This window comes from Corynebacterium sp. HMSC034E11, from assembly GCF_001835905.1.
GTDB lineage: Bacteria > Actinomycetota > Actinomycetes > Mycobacteriales > Mycobacteriaceae > Corynebacterium > Corynebacterium coyleae.
Genome location: NZ_KV826417.1, coordinates 20,405 through 37,028, shown reverse-complemented (window position 1 = coordinate 37,028; position 16,624 = coordinate 20,405). Strand labels below are relative to the sequence as shown.

The 16,624-nt window shown below is 61.9% G+C and carries 14 protein-coding genes; 5 read left to right on the top strand and 9 right to left on the bottom strand.

Translation table 11 applies throughout. The features are described from left to right. Window positions 1-75: 75 nt before the first annotated feature. The 8 genes from HMPREF2690_RS11770 to HMPREF2690_RS09865 all read right to left on the bottom strand — a co-directional run bounded on the left by HMPREF2690_RS11770 (window position 76) and on the right by HMPREF2690_RS09865 (window position 10,095). The gene (locus HMPREF2690_RS11770; protein ID WP_070829323.1) at window positions 76-1,509 is read right to left on the bottom strand and encodes an ATP-binding protein; all 1,434 of its coding nucleotides are present in this window, start codon (window positions 1,507-1,509) and stop codon (window positions 76-78) included. A 76-nt stretch (window positions 1,510-1,585) separates the two neighbouring features. Continuing rightward, window positions 1,586-2,446 (bottom strand): hypothetical protein, encoded by an 861-nt coding sequence (locus HMPREF2690_RS09895; RefSeq protein ID WP_070820788.1) that lies wholly within the window; start codon window positions 2,444-2,446, stop codon window positions 1,586-1,588. A 66-nt stretch (window positions 2,447-2,512) separates the two neighbouring features. Then, window positions 2,513-3,808, bottom strand: coding sequence for a sugar nucleotide-binding protein (locus HMPREF2690_RS09890; RefSeq protein WP_070820787.1), 1,296 nt, complete (start codon window positions 3,806-3,808; stop codon window positions 2,513-2,515). Further along, complete coding sequence (rfbB, locus tag HMPREF2690_RS09885) at window positions 3,808-4,779, bottom strand: dTDP-glucose 4,6-dehydratase (RefSeq protein ID WP_070820786.1); 972 nt, start codon at window positions 4,777-4,779, stop codon at window positions 3,808-3,810. Before rfbB ends, HMPREF2690_RS09890 begins: the two co-directional genes overlap by 1 nt. Window positions 4,780-4,785: 6 nt before the next feature. Continuing rightward, window positions 4,786-5,967: a hypothetical protein gene (locus HMPREF2690_RS09880; protein ID WP_070820785.1), complete on the bottom strand. Its 1,182-nt coding sequence runs from the start codon at window positions 5,965-5,967 to the stop codon at window positions 4,786-4,788. Then, window positions 5,964-7,187 carry a M1 family metallopeptidase gene (locus tag HMPREF2690_RS09875; RefSeq protein ID WP_070820784.1) on the bottom strand — a complete coding sequence of 408 codons (1,224 nt, stop codon included), beginning with the start codon at window positions 7,185-7,187 and terminating at the stop codon, window positions 5,964-5,966. Before HMPREF2690_RS09875 ends, HMPREF2690_RS09880 begins: the two co-directional genes overlap by 4 nt. 28 nt (window positions 7,188-7,215) lie before the next feature. After that, window positions 7,216-8,325: an alpha/beta hydrolase gene (locus HMPREF2690_RS09870; RefSeq protein ID WP_070820783.1), complete on the bottom strand. Its 1,110-nt coding sequence runs from the start codon at window positions 8,323-8,325 to the stop codon at window positions 7,216-7,218. Window positions 8,326-8,628: 303 nt separating this feature from the next. Beyond that, window positions 8,629-10,095 (bottom strand): alpha/beta hydrolase, encoded by a 1,467-nt coding sequence (locus HMPREF2690_RS09865; RefSeq protein WP_141761240.1) that lies wholly within the window; start codon window positions 10,093-10,095, stop codon window positions 8,629-8,631. Window positions 10,096-10,173: 78 nt separating this feature from the next. Here HMPREF2690_RS09865 and lpdA point away from each other — a divergent pair, with 78 nt between their 5' ends. Next, on the top strand, window positions 10,174-11,586 hold the full coding sequence (lpdA, locus tag HMPREF2690_RS09860; protein ID WP_070820782.1) for a dihydrolipoyl dehydrogenase: 1,413 nt from the start codon (window positions 10,174-10,176) through the stop codon (window positions 11,584-11,586). Between the two features lie 250 nt (window positions 11,587-11,836). Here lpdA and HMPREF2690_RS09855 read toward each other — a convergent pair whose 3' ends face one another. Then, window positions 11,837-12,301, bottom strand: a complete 465-nt coding sequence (locus tag HMPREF2690_RS09855) for an SRPBCC family protein (protein ID WP_070421515.1) — start codon at window positions 12,299-12,301, stop codon at window positions 11,837-11,839. A 257-nt stretch (window positions 12,302-12,558) separates the two neighbouring features. On the opposite strand from HMPREF2690_RS09855, the gene HMPREF2690_RS09850 reads away from it, so the two are divergent. The 4 genes from HMPREF2690_RS09850 (at window position 12,559) to HMPREF2690_RS09835 (ending at window position 16,610) form a co-directional block, all read left to right on the top strand. Then, a complete protein-coding gene (locus HMPREF2690_RS09850; protein WP_070421514.1) occupies window positions 12,559-13,332 on the top strand; it encodes a succinate dehydrogenase cytochrome b subunit in 774 nt (257 codons plus the stop codon). A 21-nt stretch (window positions 13,333-13,353) separates the two neighbouring features. Further along, window positions 13,354-15,426, top strand: coding sequence for a fumarate reductase/succinate dehydrogenase flavoprotein subunit (locus tag HMPREF2690_RS09845; protein ID WP_070820781.1), 2,073 nt, complete (start codon window positions 13,354-13,356; stop codon window positions 15,424-15,426). Then, window positions 15,426-16,175, top strand: a complete 750-nt coding sequence (locus tag HMPREF2690_RS09840) for a succinate dehydrogenase/fumarate reductase iron-sulfur subunit (RefSeq protein ID WP_070421512.1) — start codon at window positions 15,426-15,428, stop codon at window positions 16,173-16,175. The genes HMPREF2690_RS09845 and HMPREF2690_RS09840 overlap by 1 nt, the downstream gene beginning before the upstream one ends. Window positions 16,176-16,241: 66 nt before the next feature. After that, window positions 16,242-16,610, top strand: coding sequence for a hypothetical protein (locus HMPREF2690_RS09835; protein WP_070820780.1), 369 nt, complete (start codon window positions 16,242-16,244; stop codon window positions 16,608-16,610). The last annotated feature ends 14 nt before the right edge of the window (window positions 16,611-16,624 follow it).

Below are 16,624 nucleotides of genomic sequence, written 5' to 3'. Positions count from 1 at the left end.
CCGAAGTCTAGTGGGCAGCCAACTTCCCACTAACTTCCCATGTTGGTAAGTAGTTGGGAAGTTGATTGGGAAGCTCTACTTCGTAAGCCGGTACCGCTGTTTCGGGCTTCGAGAAGGCTCAGTGCGTTCAACTCGCCCTTCTTCCATCAGCTGATTCAAAGCCAACTGGATTGCGCTGCGACTTCTCCCCGTTGCATTTCTTAGTTCAGTGCTTGACCAGGAATGTTGTTCATCGAAAAGTCGGAGAACCTGTTGGTAAGCCGTTTCATGAGTTTCTTCAGCAGCGACTTTCCTCTTATGAAAAGTCACAGAGAAATGCGTGAGAGAATTACTGAAAACAGGAGGCGGCATAAGCGCATCAGCGGTCGCTCGCGTCATCGTCGCGATACCCGTACCTCTATTTTCAGCGACGAGACCCCCGTCATCGAAATGAAGGTCTTCCAAAAAAGTTGCTAGCTGTTGGTTTCTCGTAGAAGACGCACCAGGGGTTCCCAAATTCTCCTTAGTAACACCGCCGTAAAGTCCGCCAGGATTAGATATGACTAGCCTGTCCACGAACATGTCGATCTGTACTGGTGTGCCGAGTGCAGTCGGGGAATAATCGCGATGCATAAGTGCGTTGACGAGTGCCTCGCGAACTGCGATTTGAGGATAGTCCGGTAAATCTCGGCGGAAAACTCCTTCTATAAGACCAGCAGTTCGCATATTTTTCTCAACTAGGCGGACACCTTCGTCTACCAGCTCGGGGATAGGGCCTCTAAGTCGCGCACTATCCAGCAGTCGAATTCCTTCTCCTACCTCGCCTTTTTCGGCACCTGGATAGAGGGCGAAAGTGACTGTCAGTCGTGGATAGAATTCTTGAGGAAAGTCGCCCATTGCTAACAGTGCTGCGAAGGTAGGGGAGTCGCCTTGGAGCACTTGAAGCCGTCGGAGCGCGATGTCTTCCCCGTCCTTAAAGGTCTTCGGACGTGAATTGCGTTGTTGCTGAAGGTAGGACCGAAGAATATTTTCATCTAAGTCGGTTAAGCGTGCTTCTTCGACGGGAGTGCGATCCCAGCGTGGTTGGTGGCTTTCCTCGCGCAATCGATCCACTTCATACGCGGTAAGGCGATGTTCGCTTTCGCCTAAACGGATATAGCTGCCACCGTAGGGCCCACGTGCGGTGATATAACACGGTTTATCAAACGGAGCCATTTCTTTGAAATGTGCAACGACGACACTGGAACCTTCGAATGGCATGACTTCGACCGTTGGACGGACTGGCGGAGTGAGCTTCTCACAAAATGAATTTAGAGAGTCTTGAGTTTTCCGGGAATCGAAGTTGGGAACCGGGGTGAAACCCGATTCTTCGTCGATTCCAAAAATGATGATTCCGCCGTCTTTGTTAGAAAAAGCACTGAGTGTTTCCAACATGTTTTTGCCGGCGCCGGATTTAACTTCTACGTGCTGCTGTTCAGTACCGATTATGCGGAGTTTGTCTAGCAGCTGAGCAAGATCGACCGGCAACATGCCACCAACTTACCAATCAACTTCCCATGTTGGTAAGTAGTTGGGAAGTTGATTGGTAAGTTGCCTGCGACCTCAGTTAGCGCAGGCCCGGGATCTGGAGACCCAACTGTGGTGCGAAAGCCGCCGCGATACCGACGACTGCGAGGACAGCGGCGATCACGCCGACCACGATGCCAGCGGTGGAGGAGCCGTCTTCCTTGCTCGGCTGGCTCGCGGGCTTCGTCGGGAACGCAACCGTGGTGTTGCCTTCACCGAGGCAAGCTTCCTCAGCGTCCGCGTTGGCGTTGAGGAAGGCGTTCAGGCCCTCGAAGTACTTGCCAGCGGAGGTTTTCTCGAAGGTGGAGTAGAACTTCTCCATCTGCGCCTCGTTGCCAAGGACATCGGTGAGACCAAAGAAGAGAGCTATCAGGGCGCCAGCGAAGTTGCCTTCGATATCGCCCTCTTTCTTCCTCGCTTCGACGTAGTAATTATCCCAGTCTGTTTCCTCGGATTCGGTGCCGCCGGCGAGGTTCTGCCCATAGGCAGCTCGCGCGCGCAGCTGCAGATAAAACTCCGCGGTCGAGTCATTCATGCCTGCCAGGCGGAGCCGGTTCAGGTACGAGTCCTTGTTCAGGGCGTCGAATGCTGCGTCGAAGGCATCGACAGTCTTGTGGCCGGTGAGTGGTTGCTTGTTGGCGTCGACGAAGTCATTGCCAACGGGACGAGCGGACGGGTATGCGGCTTCGAGCGACAGGTTGATGTCGCGTGCAAACGTCGAGTCGAGTCGGCTTTCCACGCCCTGTTCCATCGATGTCAGGAAGGACTTCTCCGCCGCGGTGAAGGTCACCTTGCATTTGTTTTGGCCGAGGGGGCCGATCTGCGCTGCCTGCGCAGGCGTGACAGCGGAAAAGGCAACGGTGGTGGCAACTACAGCGGTGAGGAGGCGCGAGGTTTTCATGGAAATCTCCTGGGAACGGGGTGGGGACTTCCGTAAGTATAAGCGGGATTCACCCCCTCAGCTGGGCTATCGCATGGCGACGTAGAGCGCGAGTGCCGCCCGCCAGTTCGTCGGCGCGAACCCGGTGGCCTTGATCTTGTCCAGCGACAGAGTGGATTCGCGGGGGCGCACGGCGGCGTCGAGGCCGTACTCCTCGGTGGTGACGGGGTGGACGTCGGCGGGGTTGCCGCCCATGGCGATGTAGACGGCCATGGCGATTTCGTCGCGGCCGACGGTGTTGCCGTCGGAGGTGATGTTGTACACGCCGTATTCGGCACCGGTGCGAAGCAGGTGCGCGATGCCTTTGGCCAGGTCTTCGGCGGAGGTGGGGCGCCCGCGCTGGTCGGATACCACCTTCGGCGTGGCGCCCTTTTCGGCGAGTTGGGCCATGGTTTCCATGAAGTTGGCGCCGTCGCCGAAGACCCAGGAGGTGCGGATGACGTAGTGCTTGCGGGCGGTTTGCGCGGCGGTGTCGCCGGCGGCTTTGGAGGCTCCGTAGGCGGACAGCGGCGAGGGCACCTCGGTTTCGTCGTGGACTTCGACCGTGCCGTCGAAGATGTAGTCGGAGGAGACGTGGACGAAGGTGAGGTCGTGCTCGTCGGCAAGCCTGGCGAGTGCGGCGGGGGCGGTGGCGTTGGTGGCCCAGGCGGCGGCGCGGTCGGTTTCGGCGCCGTTGACGTCGTTGTATGCGGCGCAGTTGACTACGGCCCAGTACTCGGACCAGTCCATCGCGGGTGGCTCGGTGATGTCGAACTTGTCGCGGCCGACAAACACCGCCTCCTCGTCCGTCCAGATTGCACGCAGTGCGCGGCCGAGTTGTCCGTTGGCGCCGGTGACCAGGATGCGACGGGGTGGCAGTGGGGTGGCGTCGGCAAGCATGGGGTGTGCTTGGTCGGCGGCGGAGAGTTCGGTGGGTTCGAGCGGCCAGTCGATCTCGCGGTAGGAGCAGTAGGCGCCGCCGGGGGTGTAGCGCTGGTTGACCAGGTAGATGTATGTGGTGTCGTCTTCGAGCGCCTGGAAGCCGTTGGCTACACCGCGGGGGACGAACACGGCGGTGTCGGGTCCGATTTCGCAGGTGTAGGTCTCGCCGTAGGTGTCGGAGCCGGCGCGCATGTCTACCCATGCGCCGAAGACGCGCCCGGTGGCGACGGAGACCCATTTGTCCCAGGGTTCGGCGTGCATGCCGCGGGTGGCGCCGCGTCGGGCGTTGTAGCTCACGTTTTGTTGTCGCGGTACGAGTGCTTGGCCGGCCCAGTTTTCTTTGAACCAGCCGCGGTTGTCTTTGTGCAGTGTGAGGTCGTGGATTTCAAGTCCTGCGATCATTACTGTCCCCTTTGCGCATATTGCTTCTCGACGACACCCTTACCGTCCTCCCACCACCGACGATTCTCTCGGTACCAGTCGATGGTGTCGCGCAGGCCGGTGTCGAAGTCGTGCTTGGGTGTCCAGCCGAGTTCGGTGCGGAGTTTGGTGGCATCCATGGTGTAACGCTGGTCGTGGCCGGGCCGGTCGGCGACGTGTTCGTAGGTGCCGCCCATGATTTCGCAGATTGTTTCGATGACCTGCTTGTTTGTGGTGTGTGGCTGGTTTGCGCCGATATTATAGGTTTCGCCGAGCCGGCCGTGCTCGAGGATGGTGAGGACGGCGTCGTTGTGGTCGTCGACATGGATCCAGTCGCGCACCTGGGCGCCGGTGCCGTAGAGCTTCGCGGGTTGGCCGCACAGGATGTTGGTGATCTGGCGGGGGATGAACTTTTCTACGTGCTGGTAGGGGCCGTAGTTGTTGGAGCAGTTCGAGATCGTCGCTTTGATGCCGAAGGAGCGTACCCATGCGCGTACGAGGTGGTCGGAGCCGGCTTTGGTGGCGGAGTAGGGCGACGACGGGTTGTAGGGGGTGGTTTCGGTGAACGCGTCGTTGCCGCCGAGTTTAAGGTCGCCGAAGACTTCGTCGGTGGAGATGTGGTGGAGGCGCTTATCAAACTTGCGCACGGCTTCGAGCAGGGTGAAGGTGCCCACCACGTTGGATTGCACGAACGCACTTGGGTCCCGCAGGGAGTTGTCGTTGTGGGATTCGGCCGCGAAGTGGATGACGGCGTCGGTGCGGTTGACCAGGTCGTCGATAAGCGATTGCTCGCAAATATCGCCCTCGACGAACTCGACGCCCTCGGGGACGTTGGCGCGGTTGCCGGCGTAGGTGAGTTTGTCTACCACGATGACGCGGTAGCGCTGCGACGCCATGCGTGCGAAGTTCGACCCGATGAAACCGGCGCCGCCGGTGACCAGCAAAGATTCCATATCGCGTTACCTTACAAGGCCCGTGAGGTGCACGAGCGCACCGACAACCGGCCCGACGAACAGGGCGACGGTAACGGAGGTGGCCACGCCCCACGGCGCGATGAAGAGGACCGCGAAGGCGCTCAGGGTTGCCGCGACCCAGCCTGCCACGTAAAACGCATGCCGTTCCAGCGCGAGTACTGCCACGCCGGTGATCATGAGCATGCCCATAAACGCCGAGGCGAACGTGAGCAGCCCGAGTGTGAGGCCGGCGACGAACAGTTCCGGTTTGAACGCGATTCGCAGGATCCACGGGCCGATGAGCCACGCGGCGGCGAAGCCAACCACGCCGAGGGCGAGCACCGCGCCGATGGGGGCGGCGAGTGCCTTGTAAATACGGTCGCGGTGTTCCACGAACCGCACCACCAGCGCGGATTGGAAGCGCTGCAGCGGCACGAGCACGGGTGCGCGGGTGAGCATGACGGCATTCGAGATCGCGGCGACGGTCAGGGAGGTCTGCGGGTCGTCGGGAAACGCGGCGCTGACGGCGGTGGGGAAGCCGGTGATCAGCGCTGCGGAGGCGCCCGAGGCGGTCATGGCGGAGAGGACGCGGCGTACGAATGTGGCGCGGTCCACGTCCAGCGTGACGCGTACCGGGTCGACGGCGAGGATGACCACCCAGCTCAGGGCGCCGATGACGGTGATGATGAGGAACTCGCGAAGCCCACCGCCAAGCAGCAGCGTGAGCACGGCGAGGACCAGGCGCGCGCCGGAGTCCAACGCCACGAGTGCGGCGTAGCGCTCCCACAGCCCCGCGCCGGACAGCACGCCGGAGAGCACCGATTGGAACGCATAGGACAGCAGGCCGAACGCCAGCAGTGCGGTGGCCAGCGTCGGGTCGGAGGGGACGATCGTGCCCATGCCGAACAGGCCGAACACTGCCACGAGCGCGAGCGCCACCCCGCCGATGACCGCACCCATGCGCCACGGGTTGGCGTTGCCGCGGGTGCCGTCCTCGCGGGCGGCGGCGACGGCGCGGGTGGTTTCGTGGGTGATGCCGTCCACGATTCCGGCGCAGGCGAAGAACAACCCCCAGTAGGCCAGGAAGTACCGGTAGCCGGTTTCTACGTCCAGCGCCCAGCCGGCGACCCAGACGACGACCAGCCCGCTGATGGCGGCGAACACTGTCGCCAGCGAGAGGTGTTTCACGGGCACTCCGGCAGTTCGGCGCGCTGGACCCAGGCGTCCAGAATCCCTGTGACCTGCGCGGCGTCGGCACCGTTGCGGGCAAACGCGTCAATGAGCGTTTGCGTATCCACGATCCCGTCCGCGTTCGCAGCCACATAATCGCGCACGGTGTTGGAGAAGACGGTGTCGCCGACGCTTCGTCGTAAAGCATGCAGCGTGATCGCGCCGCGTTTGTACACGCGGTCGTCGAACATGTCGCGCGGGCCCGGATCCGCCAGGGTAAACCGCATGGGGGTGAGTTTGTCGTAGTGGGTGCGCACGGAGTCGTCGATAGGCATCTGTCCTGCGTGATCCGCCCACAGCCACTCGGCGTAGCAGGCGAAACCCTCGTTGAGCCAGATATCGCGCCAATGGCCGATGCCGAGCGAATTGCCGAACCATTGGTGCGCCAACTCGTGCGCGATCAGCCGCTCGTTGCGGCGCAGGTGGTTGATGCCGAAGATGGACAAACCGTGCGCCTCGAGCGGGATTTCCAGCGCCTCCTCGTGCACGACTACCTGGTAGTTCTCAAACGGGTATGGCCCGAAGACGGTTTCAAAGTAGTCCAGCATCGCCTGCTGCTTGTTCAGGTCGCCGGGTTGCGCGCCGGGCAGCCACGCGACGACGTTGCGGCCGAGCTCCACGCGCTGGAACTGGCCGACCTGCACCGTGGCCAGGTACGTCGGCATCGGGTGCGCGGTGGTGTTGGTTACTGCGACGTAGTCGCGGTCGGTGCGCACGTTAAACGTGTAGGTCGCCTTCTCGTCGGGGGTGTCGTTGCAGGGGAACCAGGTGGGCGCGCCGTTGGGCTGGTTGGCGGTCAGCGCGCCGTTGTCCAGTTCCTCCCAGCCGAGTTCACCCCACGCGGTGCGTCGCGGGCGGGGGTTGCCGCCGTAGCGGATGGTGAGGGTGAATTCGGTGTGGGCCGGGAGGTCGTCGTGAAGCGAGATGCGCAATTTTCCACCCGACTGGCGGAAGCGCTTGATGCCACTGCTTATCGACGACTCCACGCGCCGAACCGCAAGCCCCTCCGCCACATCCAACGTCAGGTGGTGCAGGGCTTCGGTGGTGGTCAGCGTCAACGTTGCGGTGGCGTTGAGCCGGTTGGGTCCGACGATGTAGTCGAAATCCAGGTCGTAATGCGTGACGTGGAACCCACGGTTGGGTTCCACGCCCGTGTAGTTGTCGCTGCGGCGTTTCATCGCCTGCGAAGTCTAGTCCAGCGCGGGCTTACACCCCGAGTGCCGGTGCGATAGTGGTGCGCCAGGCCTTGTCCAGGTCGTCGCGCCAGTACGGCCAGGAGTGGGTGCCCACGTTGCGCAGCTCGAAGTGCGCCGGGATGTTCAACCCGTCGAGCTTTGCCTTGAGGTCGTGGGTGCAGGTGTTGATCGCAGCCTCGATCACGCCGCCTTCTACCTGCAGCGTTGCTGCGCCGATGTGTGCGATCGGGTCCGGTGCGCCGAGGCCGATGAGGTAGCTGACCTGGTCGCTGCGCCCCGCCAGGCCGGTGCCCGCGGAGACGTAGAGCTTCAGGCCGCGCAGTTTCTCGGCGTTGAGCAGGGCGTCGTTCCAGCGGTTGTAGGGTCCGCCCATCGGTCCCCACATCATCTCCGGGGTGACGGTTTTGAAGTCCTGGGTGCCCGACGCGCGGTTCACGGTGATGCGGGCGAAGTTGTAGCCGGCTGGCGAGGACGTCGCCGCGCAGCCAGAGAACGATGCCGCCGCCTTGTACATGCCCGGGTTGTGCTGCGGCAGGACCAGCGCTGAAGTGCCCGACATGGAGAAGCCGGCGATCGCGCGGTTGCTGTTCGCGCCGAGGAGGCGTTCGATCGGGCCGGGCAGTTCCTTGGTCAGGAACGTCTCCCACTTCTGTGGGCCGTTGAGGTAGCGGGAGCGCACGTTCGGGGCGACCCAGTCGGTGTAGTACGAAAATGCGCCAGCCTGCGGGATGACCACGTTGACACCCTTGCCGGCGAAGTAATCCTTGGTGGTGTGCAGGTGGATCCAGTCCTGGTCCTGCTCCGCACCGCCTGCGCCGTTGAGCAGGTAGAGCGTCGGCGCGCCCTGGACGCGCTGGCCGGCCGGGTTGGTGGCGGGGATGACGGCAACCGGGATGTCACGGTTCATCGACGGGGAGAACACGTTGTAGGACAGGACCGTTTTGTGGTCGACCTGCTTCACCCAGGACTGCGACTTGCCGGTGTGGATGACGGTCGGCGGGTTTGCCGTGGCGTCCCACGCCTTGACCACGCCAACCGGCTGCGCCACCGCGGGAGTCGTACCGCATGCGACGGCGACGGCGGTGAGTGCTGCGAGCGCAGCTTTCTTCAAGGTCTTCATGAGGCGGGTCCCCGTTTCTGTAACGAAAGTGTGTTGCCTGACGACATTCGAAGCGTCATTGTACGGTACATACGTTAAACCTGTGGCTATTGTTACAGATGTTCCACGTTTTGAAAGGAAAGCGACATGAACCCGATCGAATCCGTCCAGCTGCAGATCAACGAGGTCCTCGGCCAGCTCATCCACTTCGGCTCCTCGACGTCCTCCACGATCGCCTACGGCCTGGGCATGTTCTAAAAGCTAGAAAAAGAGGCACCCTGTGGCAGGGTGCCTCTTTTTTGTTGCCTGCTTTTACAGGCGCGGTTACAGGCCGAGTGCCGACTTGAACACGGTCTCGTAGGAGCGCTTCAGGTCGTCGCGCCACACCGGCCAGGAATGGGTGCCCACCGGGCGCAGCTCAGCGTGAGCGACCTCCGCACCGTTGGCACGCGCCTTGACCAGGAAGTCGTGGGTGCAGGCGTTCATCGCGGCCTCGATCGCGCCGCCTTCGACCAGCAGGGTCGCGGCGTTCGCGGAACCCTTCACAAACGCGTCGGAGGAGTCCAGGCCCGCATCTTCGAGGCGCTTCCGCAACGTGCCCGGCATGTCGGTCTCCGCTGCGAGGCCGGTGCCGGTGGAGATGTACACCTTCGTGTCAGTGCCCGCCAGAGCTGGTGCGTTGACCAGGGCGTCGTAGCGGCGGTTGTAGTCCGAACCCATCGGGCCGAAGATGTACTCAGGCGTCATGACACCCGGTGCAGCACGGTCCACCGTGAGGTTGATGAAGAAGCTCGGCAGCGGACGCGACGTTGCCGGGCAGCCGGAGAACGAGCCGACGGCCTTAAACATGTTCGGGTTGTGCTCAGCGAGCAGCAGCGACGAGGTGGCGGACATAGACATGCCGATCACGCCACGGCGGTTCGGGTCAGCCTTGATGTACGGCTCGATGGCCTGCGGCAGTTCCTTGGCCAGGAACGTCGACCACATCTGCTTGCCCTTGTAAAACACGTTTTTCTCCGTCGGCGGCTCTGCAGCCCAGTCGACGTAGTACGAGAACGCGCCCTCCATCGGGATGACCACGTTCGCGCCCGAGCGACCGTAGACCTCGTGGACTTCTTCGAGTGCCTGGGAAACCCAGTCGGTGTCCTGCTCGGAGCCACCAGCGCCGTTAAGTAGGTAAACCGTCGGGGCGTTCTCGACCGTTTCGCCCTTGTCGTTGGTGGCGTAGAACACCGCGACCGGGATGTCGCGTTCCATCGACTCCGAGTGCACGCGCAGCGCTTCGTTCTTCCACACGTGCTGGTTGTCGGCCAGACGCTTGACCCAGCGCTGGTCCGCGCCGCTCATCGTCTTCGGCACCTCGCCGAGTTCCTTGATTGCCGGGTGCTGCTGCATATCCTCACCCATCGGGTTCAGCTTCGCCGCATCCTCCGAAAGCACCGTGGCGTCCGCATCCGCGTCAGCGGCTGAGTCGTCCTTCCCGTCCTTCGAGGTGAGGTCCTCGTTGGTCGTGTCCTTGCTGGAGCCCTCCGGCACCAGCTCGGACGTGGTTGGGGTGGGCTCGTTCGAGGTCGACGTTGTCGACGTTTCCGACGTGGTCGACTTCTCAGTCGGCTCGGTCGTCTCCGAGGTCGTGGTCTCGGGCAGTGTTGTATTCACTGTCGACTGGGCAGCGCTGAGGACGGCGGGGGTGTCGTCGTCAAGCGAAGATGCGTAATGGATAACGGGAACGGCACCTGCTGTAACAAGGGCGACAGCGGCTGCGGCGATGGCCGGACGCGTGAGTTTCACGGAACTGTGCTCGCTTTCCTAAAGACTTGGGGAGATCCTCCGCCACATTTTGCCAGACGGGGACGTACCATATGCATCGTGAGTAAAGAACATTTTGACGTTGTTGTCCTCGGCGCGGGCCCCGGTGGCTACGTCGCCGCCATCCGTGCAGCTCAGCTGGGTAAGAAAGTTGCTGTCATTGAGAAGCAGTACTGGGGCGGAGTCTGCCTCAACGTAGGCTGCATCCCATCCAAGGCGCTGATCAAGAACGCTGAAGTCGCTTCGATCTTCAACCACGAAGCAAAAACTTTCGGCATCAAGGGTGACGTGGAGTTTGACTACACCGACGCCCACAAGCGCTCCCGCCAGGTCTCCCAGAAGATCGTCGGCGGCGTGCACTACCTGATGAAGAAGAACAAGATCCAGGAAATCAACGGCCTGGGCTCCTTCAAGGATGCAAACACCATCGAAATCACCGAAGGCGACGACAAGGGCATGACCGTCACCTTCGACGACTGCATCATCGCCACCGGCGCCGTCGTGCGCACCCTGCCGGGCATCGAACTGTCCGAGAACGTCGTCTCCTACGAAGAGCAGATCCTCAACCCTGAGGCTCCGGAGAAGATGGTCATCGTCGGCGCAGGCGCGATCGGCATGGAGTTCGCCTACGTGCTGTCCAACTACGGCGTTGACGTCACCGTCATCGAGTACCAGGACCGCGTCCTGCCGAACGAAGACAAGGACGTCTCCAAGGAAATCGCCAAGGCGTACAAGAAGCTCGGCGTGAAGCTGCTCACCGGCCACGCCACCACCGAGGTCCGCGACAACGGCGACTCCGTCGAGGTCGACGTGAAGAAGAACGGCTCCGACAAGACCGAGACCCTCAAGGCCGATCGCGTCATGATCTCCGTCGGCTTCGCACCGCGCACCGAGGGCTACGGCCTGGAGAACACCGGCGTCGAGCTCACCGACCGTGGCGCCATTGCTATCGACGAGCGCATGCGCACCAACGTCGATCACATCTACGCCATCGGCGACGTCACCGCGAAGCTCCAGCTCGCCCACGTCGCAGAGGCACAGGGCATCATCGCCGCCGAGACCATCGCGGGTGCAGAGACCCTCGAGATCGAGGACTACATGATGACCCCGCGCGCCACCTTCTGTAACCCGCAGGTTGCCTCCATGGGTTACACCGAGGAGCAGGCCAAGGAGAAGTGGCCGGACCGCGACATCAAGGTCGCGACCTTCCCGTTCACCGCAAACGGCAAGGCAGTCGGCCTGGCTGAGACCGCTGGCTTTGGCAAGCTCGTTGCCGACGCTGAGTTCGGTGAGATCCTCGGCGCCCACCTCGTTGGCGCGAACGTTTCCGAGCTTCTGCCGGAGGTTGTGCTTGCACAGCGCTTCGATCTGACCGCTGGTGAGATCGCTCGCTCCATTCACATCCACCCGACCCTGTCTGAGGTGCTCAAGGAAGTTGCCCACGGCGTCGAAGGCCACATGATCAACCTCTAATTGATCGCCGCATAAAAAGGGGCGCGACCGCACAGGTCGCGCCCCTTTTTTATGTTGTGGTGCGGATCGTCTAGCTGCCACTAGACGATCCGCACCATATTGAACATGGGTTGCGTTATCACCTGGGAAAACGCGGGCGAGGTGCGTTGATCGTCTGGTTGTGCTGCCGAGGAAGCTAGACGATCAGCAAAAGCGGAACGCGGCGCCCCGGCTGGCGGGGTGCCGCGTGGGGTCGTCGATTAGCGAGTGCTTATGCGCCTGCGACTGCTGCTGCGAGCTTGTCCAGGGACTTGGCTAGGAAGTCGTCGTTGAACTTCTCGGTCATGCCCAGCAGGTTCTCCTCCAGCTCATCGCGCTGGTAGGTGAGCTTCACGGTGGTGTTGTCGGCGTCGATCGGCTCGAGCTCGTAGAGCCACTTCGCGCCAACCTTCACCTGGGCGGTGGTGTTTTCCACGTTCTTCCAGCCAATGATGCGATCCGGCTGGATGGCGAAGACCTCGTTGACGGTCTGGTAGTCGCCGTCCTCCTTGGTCATGTTCATAGTGAATGTGTCGCCGACTGCCTTGAGGCGCTCGGCCTGGTCGGCGGAGACAACCATGCCGGAGTCGTCGGTCTCGGCGTGGCGCTCGGGGTTGGACAGGATGTCGAAGATCGCGGCCGCAGGGGCATCAATCTGACGGGTTGCAGAGTTCTCGGTGTTCTTGTCAATAGCCATGGGGGCCAGCGTACCGATTTCGCCCCGAGCTGGCAGTTAGGTGAAACTAACCAACCAAAGATTGACACTTAACGGGGTGAGGATTGTTGGCTATCCACCATCAATGCCTCGCGGTGAGGAAGGTCACAAAGTGCGGTGCGTACTGGGGAGAGGGGTCAAGTGTCGGTTGAAACTTGGGAAAAACATGGATCGGCCTGCAATTCAGGTGTGTGTAACCGGCGCGATTCTCATAGAGTATTAGCGACACTGGAGGTGCCATGACTGTACAAAACGCAGACCGTGAAGCCATTCGTCACGGAAAAATTACTGAAAAGCCGCTGCGCGAGCGGCCGTCCTACCCAACATGGGCCATCAAGCTGACCATGGCCATCACTGGCCTCATCTTCGGTCTCTTCGTGCTTGGCCACATGGTGGGCAACCTGAAGATCTTTATGCCGCTGCACGCCGATGGCTCCGCGCCGATCGACGACTACGGCGAGTTCCTCCGCACGATCGGCGAGCCGCTGTTCCCGCGTGAGGGCTTCCTGTGGATTATTCGCATCGTGCTGCTCGCCTGCCTGGTGCTGCACGTTTGGGGAGCATTCGCCCTGCACGGCCGTTCGAAGAAGTCCCGCGGTCGCTTCAAGCGCACGGGCCTGATGGGTGGCTGGCAGTCCACCGCGACCCGCGCAATGCTGGTCACGGGTGTCATCCTGCTGCTGTTCATCGTGTTCCACATCCTGGACCTCACCATGGGTGTTGCTGTGGCTTCCGACGAGTTCGTCCACGGCGCAGTCCGCAACAACCTGCTGGCTACCTTCGGCCCGGGTCGTTGGTGGGTCACCCTGGTTTACGTTGTCGCGAACCTGGCACTGCTGCTGCACCTGACCCACGGCATCTACCTCGCTGTGTCTGACCTTGGCTGGTTGGGCAAGCGCGGTGAGGGCCTCATGGTCGTGCTCGCGTACATCCTCCCGTTCATCGTCGTCGCCGGAAACGTCATCATGCCGATCGCTCTTGCGGCCGGCTGGGTCCCGGACTTCGTTCGGTAATGGCCAAATAGGAGAAACAATATGACTACCTCTATTTCCTCGAATCAGGGTTCGCACGGCGAGCAGGCCTCCACCGAGACGCCGGCTGCTGGCCAGGCCCAGGCCCAGGCGTTCCGTCAGCCGGAGTCGGCTGCTGCTGGTGTCACCCCGGGTGAGATCCTGCAGTCCAACGAGCCGAACCGCGACGAAGTGCGCATGAAGGACATGTGGGAGTTCCAGAAGGACCACATGAACCTGGTGTCGCCGCTGAACCGTCGTAAGTTCACCGTCCTCGTTGTTGGTACCGGCCTGTCCGGTGGCGCAGCTGCTGCGGCACTTGGCGAGCTCGGCTACAACGTCAAGTCCTTCACCTACCACGATGCTCCGCGTCGTGCGCACTCCATTGCTGCACAGGGTGGCGTCAACTCCGCCCGCGGCAAGAAGGTGGATAACGACGGTGCTTACCGCCACGTCAAGGACACCGTGAAGGGCGGCGACTACCGCTGCCGCGAGTCCGACTGCTGGCGCCTGGCTGTCGAGTCGGTCCGCGTGATCGACCACATGAACGCCATTGGCGCTCCGTTCGCTCGTGAGTACGGCGGCACCCTGGCCACCCGTTCGTTCGGTGGTGTGCAGGTCTCCCGTACCTACTACACCCGTGGCCAAACAGGCCAGCAGCTGCAGCTGTCTACCGCTTCGGCTCTGCAGCGCCAGATCCACCTGGGCAACGTTGAGATCTTCACTCACCACGACCTGATGGATCTGATCATCACCCAGAAGGACGGCAAGAAGCACTGCTCCGGCATTGTGACCCGTAACCTGATCAACGGTGAGATCACGCCGTTCACCGGCCACGCAGTCATCCTGGCTACCGGCGGTTACGGCAACGTGTACCACAAGACCACGCTGGCGAAGAACTCCAACTCTTCCGCCATGATGCGTGCGTACGAGCGTGGTGCCTACCTGGCGTCCCCGTGCTTCGTCCAGTTCCACCCGACCGGTCTTCCGGTCAACGCGAAGTGGCAGGCAAAGACCACGCTGATGTCGGAGTCGCTGCGTAACGACGGCCGCATTTGGACCCCGAAGGAAAAGGGCGACGACCGCGACCCGAACACCATTCCGGAAGACGAGCGTGACTACTTCCTGGAGCGTCGCTACCCGGCCTTCGGCAACCTGGTGCCGCGTGACGTTGCGTCCCGTGCGATCTCCCAGCAGCTCAATGCCGGCTACGGTGTTGGCCCGCTGCATAACTCCGCATACCTGGACTTCTCCGACGCGATTGAGCGCCTCGGCGAGGACACCATCCGTGAGCGTTACTCGAACCTGTTCGAGATGTACGAGGACTCCACTGGCGACGACCCGTACAAGGCTCCGATGCGTATTGCACCGACCGTCCACTTCACCATGGGCGGCCTGTGGACCGACTTCAACGAGATGACCTCCATCGACGGCCTGTTCGCCGCCGGTGAGTGCTCCTGGACCTACCACGGTGCAAACCGTCTGGGTGCTAACTCGCTGCTGTCCGCATCCGTCGACGGCTGGTTCACCCTGCCGTTCACCGTCCCGAACTACCTGGCAAACCACCTCGGTGAGGAGAAGCTCTCCGAGGACTCCCAGGAAGCCAAGGACGTTGTTGCTGAGGTGGAGGAGCGCATCGCGCGCATCATGTCCATCCGTGGTCCGGAGCCGCACGGCCCGGAGCACTTCCACGAGCAGCTCGGCGACATCCTCTACGAGCACTGCGGCGTTGCCCGTACCGTGGAGGGCCTGGAAGAGGGCATCCGTAAGATCCGTGCACTGCGCGAGGACTTCTGGACCAACATTCACATCCCGGGTACCGCGGATGACATGAACCAGACCCTCGAGGCTGCGCTGCGCCTGGTTGACTACATCAACCTCGGCGAGCTCATGTGCGTCGACGCTCTTGACCGCGACGAGTCCTGCGGTGCTCACTACCGTATGGATCACCTCACCGATGACGGCGAGGCAGAGCGTGACGACGACAACTGGTGCTTCGTCTCCGCGTGGGAGCCGGCCGGCGAAGGCCAGTTCATCCGCCACGCTGAACCCCTGTACTTCGATTCGATCCCGCTGATGGCAAGGAACTACAAGTAATGAAACTGACACTTGAAATCTGGCGCCAGGCTGGTCCTGACACTGAGGGCAGCTTCGAGACCGTCCAGGTCGACGACGCTGTGGAGCAGATGTCCATCCTGGAGCTGCTCGACCACGTCAACAACAACTACGTCGAAGAGGGCAAAGAACCGTTCGTGTTCGCCTCTGACTGCCGCGAAGGCATCTGCGGCACCTGTGGCGTGCTTGTCAACGGCCGCCCGCACGGTGCTGGCCAGAACACGACGGCCTGCCTGCAGCGCCTGTTTAACTACAACGACGGCGACACGCTCAAGATTGAGCCGTTCCGCTCCGGTGCATTCCCGGTAATCAAGGACCTGACTGTGGACCGCTCCGCTCTGGACCGCGTCATGCAGCAGGGTGGCTACGTCTCGGTCAACGCCGGTACCGCTCCGGATGCTGACACGCTGGCTGTGAACCACAAGGATGCAGAGACCGCGCTTGACTACGCGGCCTGCATCGGTTGTGGCGCTTGTGTGGCTGCCTGCCCGAACGGTGCTGCGCACCTGTTCACTGGCGCGAAGCTCAAGCACCTGAAGCTGCTGCCGCTGGGCAAGATGGAGCGCGGCCGCCGTGCCCGCAACATGGTTGATGAGCTGGAGACGAACTTCGGCCACTGCTCGCTGTACGGCGAGTGTGCTGATGTTTGCCCGGCCGGTATTCCGCTTGATGCAGTCGGTGCGATCAACGCTGAGCGTGCCCGTGCTGCCTTCAAGGGTGGCGACGACTAGATCTGCCGTATACTCCGAGGCATTGGAGTCCTGGTAGAACCAGCAGTAGTAGAAGGAAACATCATCATGGGTTCTCATGCAGTTGCAGATATCCACAGCGAGTCTTTCCCTGAGTACCAGAGCAGGATTGAGGACACGTACATCGAGGGCTACGACCCGGTATCCCTGGGTGCGCCGCACTCGTCCCTGAACCGCAACTTCACCTGGGTTGCGATGGGTCTGCTCCTGTCCGCACTGTTCGGTGTTGGCCTGGCAGTGTGGGGCTGGGGTGCGATGGTCTACGGCTTTGGCTCGCAGACTCACGGCCTGGCAGAGCGTCTGCTCATCCTGGGCGTCGCTGAGGCAGTGATTACCACGGCGCTCGCCTTCATCTTCATCGGCCTTGGCCGGAAGGATTACAAGGAGTATCGCAAGCGCACTGGCCGTGTGAACTAACGCGCTGGACGCTT

Excerpts from the sequence above, each read along its gene's own strand:
- HMPREF2690_RS09895 (WP_070820788.1), bottom strand. The coding sequence starts at position 2,446 with ATGAAAACCTCGCGCCTCCTCACCGCTGTAGTTGCCACCACCGTTGCC.
- HMPREF2690_RS11770 (WP_070829323.1), bottom strand. The coding sequence starts at position 1,509 with ATGTTGCCGGTCGATCTTGCTCAGCTGCTAGACAAACTCCGCATAATC.
- HMPREF2690_RS09855 (WP_070421515.1), bottom strand. The coding sequence starts at position 12,301 with ATGGCTATTGACAAGAACACCGAGAACTCTGCAACCCGTCAGATTGAT.
- HMPREF2690_RS09875 (WP_070820784.1), bottom strand. The coding sequence starts at position 7,187 with ATGAAACGCCGCAGCGACAACTACACGGGCGTGGAACCCAACCGTGGG.
- HMPREF2690_RS09850 (WP_070421514.1), top strand. The coding sequence starts at position 12,559 with ATGACTGTACAAAACGCAGACCGTGAAGCCATTCGTCACGGAAAAATT.
- HMPREF2690_RS09890 (WP_070820787.1), bottom strand. The coding sequence starts at position 3,808 with ATGATCGCAGGACTTGAAATCCACGACCTCACACTGCACAAAGACAAC.
- HMPREF2690_RS09845 (WP_070820781.1), top strand. The coding sequence starts at position 13,354 with ATGACTACCTCTATTTCCTCGAATCAGGGTTCGCACGGCGAGCAGGCC.
- HMPREF2690_RS09870 (WP_070820783.1), bottom strand. The coding sequence starts at position 8,325 with ATGAAGACCTTGAAGAAAGCTGCGCTCGCAGCACTCACCGCCGTCGCC.
- HMPREF2690_RS09840 (WP_070421512.1), top strand. The coding sequence starts at position 15,426 with ATGAAACTGACACTTGAAATCTGGCGCCAGGCTGGTCCTGACACTGAG.
- rfbB (WP_070820786.1), bottom strand. The coding sequence starts at position 4,779 with ATGGAATCTTTGCTGGTCACCGGCGGCGCCGGTTTCATCGGGTCGAAC.
- HMPREF2690_RS09835 (WP_070820780.1), top strand. The coding sequence starts at position 16,242 with ATGGGTTCTCATGCAGTTGCAGATATCCACAGCGAGTCTTTCCCTGAG.